General features: G+C 41.1%; 8 protein-coding genes. 2 read left to right on the top strand and 6 right to left on the bottom strand.

From position 1 onward, the window contains the following. Positions 1-114: 114 nt before the first annotated feature. The 6 genes from U2718_RS07275 to pstB all read right to left on the bottom strand — a co-directional run bounded on the left by U2718_RS07275 (position 115) and on the right by pstB (position 9,284). On the bottom strand, positions 115-852 hold the full coding sequence (locus tag U2718_RS07275) for a molybdopterin-dependent oxidoreductase (RefSeq protein WP_341993262.1): 738 nt from the start codon (positions 850-852) through the stop codon (positions 115-117). Continuing rightward, the gene (locus U2718_RS07270) at positions 818-1,417 is read right to left on the bottom strand and encodes a cytochrome b/b6 domain-containing protein (RefSeq protein WP_341993261.1); all 600 of its coding nucleotides are present in this window, start codon (positions 1,415-1,417) and stop codon (positions 818-820) included. Before U2718_RS07270 ends, U2718_RS07275 begins: the two co-directional genes overlap by 35 nt. Before the next feature lie 323 nt (positions 1,418-1,740). After that, positions 1,741-4,683, bottom strand: coding sequence for a beta-phosphoglucomutase (gene pgmB, locus U2718_RS07265; protein ID WP_341993260.1), 2,943 nt, complete (start codon positions 4,681-4,683; stop codon positions 1,741-1,743). Between the two features lie 122 nt (positions 4,684-4,805). Further along, positions 4,806-7,217, bottom strand: coding sequence for a sucrose synthase (locus tag U2718_RS07260; protein WP_341993259.1), 2,412 nt, complete (start codon positions 7,215-7,217; stop codon positions 4,806-4,808). Between the two features lie 469 nt (positions 7,218-7,686). Next, positions 7,687-8,106, bottom strand: a complete 420-nt coding sequence (locus U2718_RS07255) for a response regulator (RefSeq protein WP_341993258.1) — start codon at positions 8,104-8,106, stop codon at positions 7,687-7,689. Between the two features lie 398 nt (positions 8,107-8,504). Further along, complete coding sequence (gene pstB / locus U2718_RS07250; protein WP_341993257.1) at positions 8,505-9,284, bottom strand: phosphate ABC transporter ATP-binding protein PstB; 780 nt, start codon at positions 9,282-9,284, stop codon at positions 8,505-8,507. A gap of 778 nt (positions 9,285-10,062) precedes the next feature. Here pstB and U2718_RS07245 point away from each other — a divergent pair. Together U2718_RS07245 and pstC are read left to right on the top strand one after the other, a co-directional pair. Continuing rightward, positions 10,063-11,073 carry a PstS family phosphate ABC transporter substrate-binding protein gene (locus U2718_RS07245; protein ID WP_341993256.1) on the top strand — a complete coding sequence of 337 codons (1,011 nt, stop codon included), beginning with the start codon at positions 10,063-10,065 and terminating at the stop codon, positions 11,071-11,073. Positions 11,074-11,353: 280 nt separating this feature from the next. Further along, positions 11,354-12,280, top strand: coding sequence for a phosphate ABC transporter permease subunit PstC (gene pstC, locus U2718_RS07240; RefSeq protein WP_341993255.1), 927 nt, complete (start codon positions 11,354-11,356; stop codon positions 12,278-12,280). The last annotated feature ends 75 nt before the right edge of the window (positions 12,281-12,355 follow it).

Genomic DNA, 12,355 nt, shown 5'->3' with positions numbered 1-12,355 from the left:
GGACTAGGGACTAGGAAAAAGCAGGGGAGCACCAGGGGCAGGGGAGCAGAGGAGAAAAACTTCCCCGATCCCCAATCCCTAGTACCCAGTACCCAATCCCAATCCCCAATACCTTTAAAGCCCAGCAAACCATTCGTATCCTTGATCCTCCCAGTAACCTTTACGTGGCAACAAATGACTAACTAGCGTAATTCGAGTCACCCATTTACTCTGCTTGTAACCAAGTTTAATCGCAGAAGCCAAACGTAAAGGCGCGCCGTTATCAGGTGGCAAAGGTTCACCGTTTTTTTGATAAGCTAGTAAAGTTTGAGGATGCATGGCTGAAGCAATATCCCAGCTCGAATAGTAGCCATCGGCTGATTGAAAGTAGGCATACTTAACATTTTCTTGCGGCTGGGCAAGGGCAACAATATCCCGCAGACGTATACCTCCCCATTGCACGATCGCCGCCCAACCTTCTACGCATACATGACGAATAATCATTGATGTCAAAGGCAAAGACTGAATCTCTACCATACTGAGGCTCAGGGGATGATTCACTTCACCGTCAACAATCAAACGATACTTGGCTGGATCGATAATCGGAGTGCCTCTAAAGCTATTGACGATTAAAGCCTGTGGTTGAATTTCACTCTGGCTGAACTCAGGAACAGGCTTTTGCGATTTAAATATTAAAGCTTCAAATTTCTGATTGACGGGTTCAGAAAGTTTGCCCACAACATCTTCTAGTATGGGCGCACCACAGCCACCAAGCAAAAAACTCAGGCTAGATAATCCAGAAATTTGTAAAAATTGACGGCGTGTAAATTGAGAACCATTACCAAAACATCGAATCTGTAAGTTCGGAACCACCAGCTTTACTTCCCAACCACCAATGAACCATAACAAAGATAATAAATAACGGTACTGAAGAAAAGTGAAAAATTCTTAGCTGTTGCCAACCGCCAAACAGATCCACTATCCAGGGAAATTGGGCTGGCTTATACATTCCAATCCCTGTAAATAATGCCAGTAGTAAGATTGGAATAATGCTTGTATAGGCTATACGATGCCAAGCATAAATCAGCCGTTTCGGATTTTGGCTTTTTTGTAATGCCTTGATATCATTGCTACCCACAAACCGATGTCGCCAGCGACGGGTAATTAAAATGTACAAACCATACCAGACAAGATTGAGCGAGAATAGCCACATCGCTGCAAAATGCCAGTGCCTACCTCCTGCCAACCAACCACCCAAGGTAAATAAAGGGGGAATGTGCAAACCCGATCTGCCACCAAACACAGGATTGGCATTGTAAATTTGTAGTCCACTGGTGAGCATGATAAACAGGCTAATGATATTGAGCCAGTGAAAAACTTTAGCTCCTATGGCTTGAGTTGGTAACTTCCGAGGTTTAGAGGGAAGAGTCGAAGTCATGATTTGAAGAAAGGCAGAGGGAAACTAGGGACTAGGGACTAGGGATTTGAGAGAGCCAGAGGCTCTAACTCTCGTTACCAGGTTGAACCTGGTAACGAGAGTTTCGAGGCTATGCCTCCGGCTGTTTTGGTAGGAGTCTTGAACCCAGTTTGAGGGTAGACGCAAGGCGGATGAATGTACCCCAGCGCCTACGGCACCTCCCCTTACTAAGGGGAGGTTGGGAGGGGTTGAATATTTTTGTGGAAATCACGCATAGCTCATCCGCTACATCCGCTATCTACCTTTGCTAAGTTTTGATGATATTTAAACTAACACCTTATTTTTTATACTCTCGCTTTTTGCTGCTGTTGTGTAGCTACATCGTTCAATTTTGCACGTAGTTGTGTCCAGTCAGTATCTGCGAGGTTGGGTAGAACAACGTGAGCCTCTCCCACACGCGAAATAGGGCCAAGTCCTACAGTCCACATTCCAGCCGCTAAAGCTGCTTCTATGCCTGCTTCTGCGTCTTCTACAACCACGCATTGTGCTGGCTCCAATCCTAGCTGGTTGGCTGCATACAAAAATAAATCCGGAGCAGGTTTGGGACGTTGAACGCTATAACCGTCAGCGATCGCATCTATACGATTAGCAATGCCTAGTTTCTCAACAACGGGACGAGCATTTTTGCTGGCGGAACCAAGGGCAATTTTGATCCCGGCTTGGCGCAATTCATCGAGTAAGGTGAGTACACCAGGTAACAAATCTTTGGGCGAGATGTTTTCGATTGAATCTACATAATATTGGTTCTTGCGATCCATCATCTCTTGGAGTTTTTCTTCCGGATAATGTTTGTCTCCCACTATTCTTAACAGCGATTCTCGACGAGATACTCCCCGCAATGCTTCGTTAGCTTCTCGATTAAAGAGCAAACCTTCTTCATCTGCGAGTTTTTGCCAAGCAAGATAGTGATATTCTGCTGTATCTGTTAATACACCATCTAGATCAAAAATGAATCCCCTAATATCTGAAGATTGGATTTTTTCCATGTCCATTGCCTTATGTTCTTTGCCCTTTGTCTCCGTATCCTCTTGTGGACGCAAATCAAATGTATGCCACTTCCCTCGCCAAAGAAAATTGAACTTTAGGCGTCTCCAACCAGGAGGTAGGTGGGGATGAGCGACTGGTTCGTCATTTCCGATTTGAATTCCGCCAAAACCCAAAACTACAGCTTGCCAAACACCACCAGCACTAGCACCATGAATACCATCAGCAGCATTACCACGAACATCTTCTAGATCAACTAATGCTGCTTGCATAAATCTTTCGTAAGCTTCTGCGGTTTTGCCCAAGTCTGAGGCTAAAATAGCGTGAATTGCCGGGCCTAGAGATGAACCATAGGAAATATCTGTGCGGGGTGCGTAGTAATCCCAGTTTTTTTCTAAGGTTTTTTGGTTGTAGGGAAACTCCTGGGATTGCCGCATCAGATACAGCAGCATTAACACATCTGGTTGTTTGAGTACCTGTCGCTTGTTGCCTTCTTCGATACCCAAGATAGCTTGCATGGACTTGGTACGCGGCTCGTATTCTTCTAGATTGATATCTTGGAGTTGGAAAAATCCCTCGAATTGTTCAATCAATCCGGTAGATTCGTCGTAGGGAATCCAAATATTAGCAATAATATCGTTCCAACGCGATCGCCTTCCTGAACTTAGGTTTAGTTTTTGGTCGAGTTCATGCAGTTTTTCAGGAAAGTTATTGCCCAGCCAATCATAAATATGAAGTGCTTTTTCAAGATGCCATTGCACCATCCGGTTAGTGAAGGTGTTGTTGTGGACAAATTCGTGGTATTCATCCGCACCAATCACCTCACGAATTTCGTAGCGTTCGTATTTGGTGTTGTACTCAACCCGGCTACCCCAAAATATAGCGGTGTCTAGAATTATTTCAGCCCCATAGTCCCGCATCCATTCATCATCACCAGTAGCTTGCCAGTAGAACCATGTAGCGTAGGCAACGTCAGCACTAATGTGAATTTCGCGATCGCGGCACCAAATCCTGATGTCTTCACCATAAAAATCGTTGGGAGGTAACCACCGGGGTGTTACCTCATCACCAGTTACTGCACTCTCCCACGCATACATTGCCCCTTTATACCCGTAATGCACTGCTTTGCGCCGCGCTCCTGGTAGAGTATGATAGCGGTACGTCAGCATATTGCGTGCTAATTCGGGTTGAGTGTAGATGAAAAAGGGAAGTATAAAAATTTCTGTATCCCAAAATATATGGCCACGGTAGCCAAACCCCGAAAGTGTTTTCGCTGGAATACTTACTTTATCATTGTTGCGGGGAGCACAAATTAATAACTGAAAGAGGTTGTAGCGAACAGCTAACTGAGCTGTGATATCTCCCTCAATCACAATGTCACTTTTTTGCCAGACTTTATCCCAAGCTTGGACATGAGCATCTAGTAAACTAGAGTATTCTGGTAATTGAGCAAGTTTTTCACAAGCTACTTCGACTGGATTTTCACATTCAAGAGAAGTAAAAACTGTAACTAGTTTATCTACTGTTACAGTCTGCCCTGGAGCAGCCAAAAAAGACGCAGTTAAAGTCGGATAACCGGGTGGATTGGTAACTTGCACAGAGGCTTCGGCTCCCGATACTAGAATGCCAGTTGCCATGCCTAGTTGAATGCGGGAAGAACGAGTACGGAGATTTAACCAAACTCCGTGTTCTACCTTACCCTGATCTAATAATTCCCAGTGGTTGAATCCTTGGTTTTCTGGGTAACCATTAATACTAGCTTGAACTTCGATCGCACTCTCACTATCTACTGGTGTTACCTGACAGTGCAATCCAAGGACGTGTTGATCAGCAATACTTGCAAAGCGCTCAAAAACAATGTCAAGTGTCTTACCACTGGGGCTGCGCCAACGCACTTTACGGCTGAGAACACCCCGCTGCACATCCAACTGCCGTTCGTAACTTAATATCTCACCTCGCTCCAGGCGAAAGCGATCGCCATCTACAATTACTACCAATGGCAACCAGTCTGGGCAGTTAGCGAGTTCAGTGTAGACAATCGGAACTTCATCGTAGACACCGTGGATCAAGGTAGCTGGCAATGCACGAGAATAGCCTTCCTCAAAGCTGCCCCGTGTTCCCAGGTAACCGTTGCCAATTGTAAAAGTTGTTTCGCGAGAGTTAAACCGCTCTGGATCGAACTGAGTTTCACTTACAGTCCAGTCTGTATATGTTAAATGCTGGGAATGGGCTTTTATATCCATCGTCACTGCTGTGGTTAAAGATAGACAGAGGGTTGGACAAAATTGGGAATTGGGGATTGGGGATTGGGTACTGGGGATTAGGTATTAAGATTTCTTTATTCCTAGTTCCTAGTCTCTAATCCCTATCGCTGCATATGCTGTTCCAAGATTTTTTCTGCTTTGGGTTTAAAGACTAGATGGTATAAAGTTTCTACATAACGAAGCAGAGGTTCTTGGTTTTCCTGGGTAACAAAGTCCCAGAATCGATAGATTTTAGAAAGTAGTAATAACTGCTTGCTGTGTACTTGCCAGTTATACCTGTTATGAACTCGCTTGATCACTCCTTCGGAGATTTCATGCCAGTGTTTGGGATTTAGATTGCACTGGTTAATGAAATTCAAAATTCTTTTGGCTGTTCCTTCTAAGTCTGTAGGATTGAGATGAAATTCATCTTCTTCACCTTCAATCAATTCTGCCGCGCCACCAAATTCAGTGACAAAGCTTGGTAAACCAGAACTCATAGCTTCGAGAATGGTTCTTCCAAAAGGTTCAAACAAAGCAAAATGTACATATATACCTTGACGATCTGCGATCGCTCGATAAAGTTCCCCTAGTTCTGGACTCTTGAGGCGCATTCCGAGCCAGCGGACGCGACCGTGAAGATTATACTGATTAATGATGTGATGGATTCTTTCAATTTCTTCTACTTCTTCTGGCTTTGTAGCTCCAGCAGCATTTAACTTGTTGGTAACAAGGATCAAATTGCAATGCTGTTGTAATGCCTCGCTTTTACCAAAGCATTCTGCTAAACCAGAAATATTCTTTACCGAGGTAATGTAAGATACAGCGCAGATTGGTCGCTTGTTGGGATCGTCAAGATGACCGAGAATTTGAGGTTGTTCGCTGCTAAAAAGCAGCTCGTTAATTTTGGTGCGGATATTTTCATCACGCCTGTCTTGTTCGCTGTAGGAGAAGAAAATGTTCTCATCTACTCCTGGCGGTACCAAATTGAACTTGGGACTAAACAAATTAATTCCATCAACCACATGATACAACTGGGGCATAGTAAAACATTTATACGACTCATACTGACCAAGAGCGTCGGGTGTGCCAACAATTTCGTGGTAGGACGAGGTGATAATAAAATCAGCCGCATTCATGTTGATCAAATCGGCTGTGAATTGGGCGCTAAAGTGGTATTGCTCTTCCAAGTCTTGCCAGTAGAGGTTACTGAATAAATGCTTGGGCTTTTCTAAAGAGTGAGCAATGTTGCACAAAGTGACTTTCAGCCGCTGCGTGAGGAGAAAGGCAACTAAATTGCCATCACTGTAGTTACCAATAATTAGATCTGGGCGTCCTCCTAATTGTGCCAAGAGTTCTGGTTCGGCATCAATGGCAAATGTTTCTAGGTAAGGCCAAATTTCGTATCTAGAAATCCAATTTTGGGTAACTTTAGGATTAAATTCCCGGAAGGGAACGCGTAAGATCCAGCTGTTTTCAGTTCCCTCAAGTTTTTCCAAACGCAAATCGCAATGGGTTCCTTCGCAGTTGGGAATCAGGCGAGTAAGAATCAGAACTTGGGGTTGAATACCCAGTAGATCCAAACCAGCAAGCTGGATATCTTGCCGCAGTTGGTTTTCTAAACTGCGAGCTTGTTCTAAAACATAAGCTACTTGACCCATTGTCTCAGGTCTTCCTAGCACATCTTCTTGAGAAATCCAGCCGTGGATAGAAACGAGAACTACACGAAAAACTGCCGGAATACGAGAAACAAAAGCTTCTAGAATAGCGGGTTCGGGAGCATCAAGCAGGCGATCAAATAGTTCTAAGGTTTCGCATACTCGTGATGCAGTGTTACCCCAACCTGGTTCCAAGCCTAGTGTTTGCAAATTTTGGCGGAAATTTTCGTAAGGTTCTTCTGGAGGTAGCTTTCTAATTAATTTAATGGCTTGCTTAATTTGTCTGCATAATTGAGTACCGGAGCGAATGCGATCGCTAGTTAGTAGTGGAGTGCCATTGTAACTAAGCTTGCATAATGCTTCAAACAATACCTCAAACCAGTACTGGCGGTCAATCACAACTTGAGAACACAAATATCGGTTGAGGAATGCTAAACCTTGACCAATTTTTCTCGGATCGTCAATGGAAGGGAAAGATCGGTAAAAAGGGCCAAAATCTACATTTAGAATTTCGCTTTGGTAACGATTGACAAAGCGATCGCGTGCATCGAGCAATGCCTGTGGAGCCATCTGCTCAAAGCTATTCATATTTTCTGACAATAGCCACACTTCTTGAGAAGCAATTCTCGGACGCAACAAAAACCAACTATTGTCATCTTCTAAAAGAATTTCATGGGTATAGTGAATTAATCTACCCAAAGAGGAAGAGTGGAAAAAGTAAGCAGGCTTTTGGAATTGGTGGCAGTACTCAGCAAAAGCTTGCAAAATCTCATTTCTGAGAAAGTAACGCTTACCTAAAGTGTTTAACTCTGATATTAAGTAACGTAGGGCGGTTTTCTCTTCGCTGTTTAAGATAGTCTGAACCAGTTCATGCATGGCAATTATCTGGACTTTAGCTAGCCTACCACCTCATTTTTAATCCTCGACAACTTACACTGTAGGGACGTAAGGGTTTAGGAAGTTATGGGTGTAAGGGAGAGCCGCATCAATCAATTTGGGTGTTCTGTTTTTATTCCCTACATTCCTGCACTCCTATTTTCTTATGCCCGTCTCGTAGCCAGTACTTTTGAGAGTCAGGGACTTAGTGACCTATTTAAAGGTTCTAAAAGAGGTGCTTTAATACTTTTACGTTAGCGTATTGCTGTGGACAATGGATGCACCGCCAGATGTATTACAGCATAAAACATGGAGAGTAAAAGCGGGTTTAACAGATATCCTTTCGTTTTGAGGTAGAGATTGCAAAAAACCCGTTACTACACTATTTTTATAGTCTATTAATCTAAAGTTAGCTTGAAATTTTGGCAGTGAGCGCGCTGGAGTGTGGCGAACAAAAGCTTCTGTATTCTTAGTCAGATGCATTTCGACTAAGCGTTAATGATTTTTGCCAAGCAAGTTTTGAGACAAGTTTCACCAAATCATCAGGATTAAATGGTTTCACCATATATGTAGAGAATCCTGCATTCAGAGCAAGTGGCTCTTGCGTTGCCAATGCTGTCAAAGCGATCGCTGGAATCTGTCCTTCCTCTTGTTTGAGATTTCTGACTTTGCGAATGAAAGCATACCCATCCTCAATTGGCATGGCGATATCGCTAATTAATATATCCGGTTTCCATAGCCGGATCACCTGAAAGGCTTCATTTGTTGATACCGTTGAACTGACTTGTGCATTATATTGTTCAAAGATGAATCTGATTAACTCAAGAGTATCGGCATCATCATCTACCACCAACAGCCGCAAATGGTTTAGGACTTGTAGAATGTTCATATGCCTAAACACCTTTTAGTGATTTGACTCAGAGGTGTTGCCACAGTCAGATTTATGAACTTCATTCGTTAAATCGTATCCAATCTCATCAAACAATCTTTTGGGCCTCTCCTCTGGTATAACTTGACATTTTTAACTGGAATAGTATGGATCTTGCTGGCATACACAAGAGCAATTACAGCAACTCTGGCTGAATCTAGTCTAATTTTTAGCTTTTTTGCCATTATATGATTGTTAATTCCACAATTCTTATAATTTAGTTAAGTCTACTTTAGCAATGTAAAGATGCGCGATTTTAAGCTTACCTACACTAAAAATGCTTAAATAAACCAAATTAATTTATGATATTCTGATTATTTAAAAAGTTTAAAAATCATAGTATTCACGCAGCACCGCAACTAATTTAGATGTCCAGAAATATAGTCACGGGTACGCTCATCAACAGCATGGTTAAAAATTTGAGCTGTTGCTCCAAATTCAATTAATCGCCCAACACGATTATTATCAGTGCCAAAGAAAGCTGTAAAATCAGAAATACGAGCAGCTTGTTGTGTGTTGCGGGTAACCATCACAATTGTCAACTCACTACGCAAACTATGAATTAGTTCCTCGATTTTGATAGTTGCAGTCGGATCAAGCCCTGATGTTGGTTCATCCATTAATAAAACTTTTGGCTTTACTGCTAATGCACGAGCAATGCACAGTCGCTGTTGCTGTCCACTCGAAAGTCCGAGAGCAGATTTATGCAATTTATCTTTGACCTCATCCCACAAAGTAGCAGCTTTGATAGCAGATTCAACAATTTTATCTAATTCTTGTTTCGGATGCCATCCTGCTATTTTTACACCATATGCCACATTATCATAAATATTCACTGGGAAGAGATTTGGCTTCGGCAATACCATACCGATTTGACGACGTAATCGATTCAGGTTAACACGACGACTATAAATATTCTGAGTAAAAAATTCTACCCTACCTTCAACTTTGATTTCTCCTTCTAATTCATTCATGCGATTCAAAGCTTTAATAAAAGTAGATTTACCACACCCACTTGGCCCCATGATTGCAGTTATTTGATTCTGATAAATATCCATTGATATTTCTGCTAAAATTTTTGTTTTGCCATAATAAAAGTTTAGGTTTCTAACTTTAATGGCAGTAATTAGTTTATTCATATTTTTAATATTATGCAAAAGATTAACATATATATTTAGAATCTAACATTTAAATCAAGACTTTAATATCTAATTAATTTTCTATAATAAAATTTTATATGCATAATCATGCTTAAATCAAGACTAGTTAAGTTATCAGTTTTTTCTTGATTTGCTATTTTGACTGTAAATAATTTATGTGTATTATGAGCCAAAATAGACTAATATCGGCATATTACATGAATATTAAAAGTTTATATATTTACTTTTTATTAAAAATATGTAAAAAGATTATAAACTGATTAGCAGTCATATTCACACTAAATTTAGTTAAACAATTGAACTTAAGATTTATGTCTTACTACTACTTTGATACTTAATTAAATAAAAAGTCTGAGATTTGTATTGCTAAGTTAATTAGTTAGAAAACTTAGTAATCTCAGACAAAATTCAAAAAAATATTTATATAAATATAACTATATTAACTTGATATCAAAATTATTTTTTGTTTTAAAACTCCATATTTTGGATGAATAAAACTGCATCCCATTTTATCGGAGTACAAGTAGCTTAAACAAACTACAAACTAGTATAGGTTCTTAAAAAATTTATATCAAAAATTAGCTCATATATTTTAGTCAGATTTGCTTTAACCTGAACTTAACTTTTGCTTAACTTATTTCCATCATTTTTTTACCTGTACTCTACCTTATATTTATCATCTTTTAACCTAGTAAAACTATCCTGCTTTAGGAGCAATCAAACAAAAATTTAACATTTTAAAGTGAAGAGCATCCCTGTGAAAACAATCAACTTGAAGTTTAACAGCTTGACTATACTAGGTGTGATTTCACTGGTAGCAGCTACTTTTAGTGTATCAGTGCCTGCGGTTTACTCCCAAAATCAAGCGACAATTAACATTGATGGTTCCAGCACAGTTTTTCCCGTTACCGAAGCAGTAGCAGAAGAGTTTCAAAAGGCGCAAAAAGGGAAAGTTAGAGTTACTGTTGGTGTGTCTGGCACTGGCGGTGGCTTTAAGAAGTTTTGCCGTGGAGAAACTGATATTTCCAATGCTTCCCGCCCCATTCTTGCAAAGGAAATCGAAGCTTGTAAAGCAGCTGGTATTCGCTATGTTGAGTTACCAGTAGCTTATGATGCCTTAACTGTAGTTGTTAATCCTCAAAACACCTGGGCTAAGAATCTAACAGTTGCAGAATTAAAGAAAATTTGGGAACCAGGAGCACAAAACAAAATAAGCAATTGGAGCCAAGTTCGCCAAGGTTTTCCTAATGCTCCTTTGAAGCTGTTTGGCCCAGGAACAAACTCCGGAACCTTTGATTATTTTACAGAGGCCGTTGTCGGTAAGGCAAAATCTAGTCGGGGTGATTTTACTGCTAGTGAAGATGACAACGTTTTAGTACAGGGCGTGAGCCGTGATAAAAATGCCCTTGGCTACTTTGGTTATGCTTACTATGCAGAAAATCAGAAGAGGCTAAAGGCAGTAGCAGTTAACGGTGTACTACCATCAGAAGCTACAGTCAAAGATGGCAGTTATAATCCTTTATCTCGCCCCATATTTATTTATGTTAGTTCCAAGAGCATAGATAAGCCAGAGGTGAAACAGTTTGTTCAATATTACTTGCAAAATGCAGGTAAATTTGCAACAGAAGTAAAATATGTTGCTTTACCATCCTCGGCATACAACACTGCTTTAAACCACTTCAACAATAAGAGATTTGGTACAGTATTTGGTGGCAAAGAGGCAGTTGGATTGAAAATTGAAGAATTACTAAGTCGTGAAGCCCAATAGTCAGCTTAGTTCTTAGTTCTCCAATCAAAATTTAAAAATTCACAAGGGAGGTGTCGCACCTCTCTTTGTCTATTCATTCACATCTTGCGCCTCGCTCCTAAAACGCCTAGAACTGAAGTACCAGGCTGAGAGTTACTGTCAGTTTTAACTGACTGAAAATCTTACGTAGTCTGCTTGAGCAGACTTTAGCTGTAAGCCAAGAAATAAATTTCTTGGCGGATAAGAGCACAGATGCAAGATATGAGTTCATAAATGTTGATCGCTAAACGCCAAACCCAGCATGACTGTTGCCAAGAAAACTATACTTTTTTCAAAACCCTCTGCCAAGGTAAGGCGCGATTTGCGAGAACGAGCAGTCGAGATTGTCTTGTTTCTTGCAGCATTGACTTCCGTGGCGACTACAATCGCAATCCTCGCTATCTTACTTTACGAATCCATACTTTTTTTTCAGAAAGTACCCTTGTGGAAGTTTATTACAGATACTCAATGGACACCTTTATTTGACGACAAACACTACGGGATTTTGCCACTCATTTCGGGAACTTTGGTTACTACAGTGGTGGCATTGTTAGTAGCAGTGCCTTTAGGAACAATTACCGCGATTTATTTAAGTGAATTCGCGCCTGCCGTAGTGCGAGAAGTAGTTAAGCCAGTTTTAGAGTTACTGGCAGGCATTCCGACTGTGGTATACGGTTACTTTGCATTGTTGTTTGTTACACCTTCATTGCAAGTATTTCTGCCTGATTTACCTGGTTTTAATATGTTGAGCGCAGGGTTAATCATAGGCATTATGATTATCCCTTATGTTAGTTCGCTCAGTGAAGATGCGATGCGTGCAGTTCCCAGTCATCTGCGCGAAGGTTCCTACGCAACAGGAGCTACTCGCCTGCAGACTGCCTTACGAGTAGTACTACCAGCATCAATTTCTGGCATATCAGCGGCTTACATCTTAGCGATTTCTCGTGCTGTCGGCGAAACAATGGTAGTAGCGATCGCTGCTGGCGGGCAACCTAATTTAACTTGGAACCCGATGGAACCTGCTCAGACAATGACAGCTTACATTGTGTCTGTGAGTCTAGGTGACTTACCGCATGGCAGTTTAGAGTATGAAACCATATTTGCAGTCGGACTAACTTTACTGCTAATCACTTTGAGCTTTAACATCATTGGTCATTTTCTCACCAAGCGCTATCGAGAAATCTATTGATCAGTAGCTGGACATAATTAAATGTAAAATGCCAAAAAATGCCAAACTTTGAAACCTGTTTAGAAAGAGCATTTT

The sequence above is a fragment of the Chlorogloeopsis sp. ULAP02 genome (assembly GCF_038404745.2).
Classification (GTDB): domain Bacteria; phylum Cyanobacteriota; class Cyanobacteriia; order Cyanobacteriales; family Nostocaceae; genus Chlorogloeopsis.
This window is presented reverse-complemented; position numbering and strand designations above follow the sequence as displayed.

Excerpts from the sequence above, each read along its gene's own strand:
- pgmB (WP_341993260.1), bottom strand. The coding sequence starts at position 4,683 with ATGGATATAAAAGCCCATTCCCAGCATTTAACATATACAGACTGGACT.
- U2718_RS07270 (WP_341993261.1), bottom strand. The coding sequence starts at position 1,417 with ATGACTTCGACTCTTCCCTCTAAACCTCGGAAGTTACCAACTCAAGCC.
- pstB (WP_341993257.1), bottom strand. The coding sequence starts at position 9,284 with ATGAATAAACTAATTACTGCCATTAAAGTTAGAAACCTAAACTTTTAT.
- U2718_RS07255 (WP_341993258.1), bottom strand. The coding sequence starts at position 8,106 with ATGAACATTCTACAAGTCCTAAACCATTTGCGGCTGTTGGTGGTAGAT.
- pstC (WP_341993255.1), top strand. The coding sequence starts at position 11,354 with ATGACTGTTGCCAAGAAAACTATACTTTTTTCAAAACCCTCTGCCAAG.
- U2718_RS07260 (WP_341993259.1), bottom strand. The coding sequence starts at position 7,217 with ATGCATGAACTGGTTCAGACTATCTTAAACAGCGAAGAGAAAACCGCC.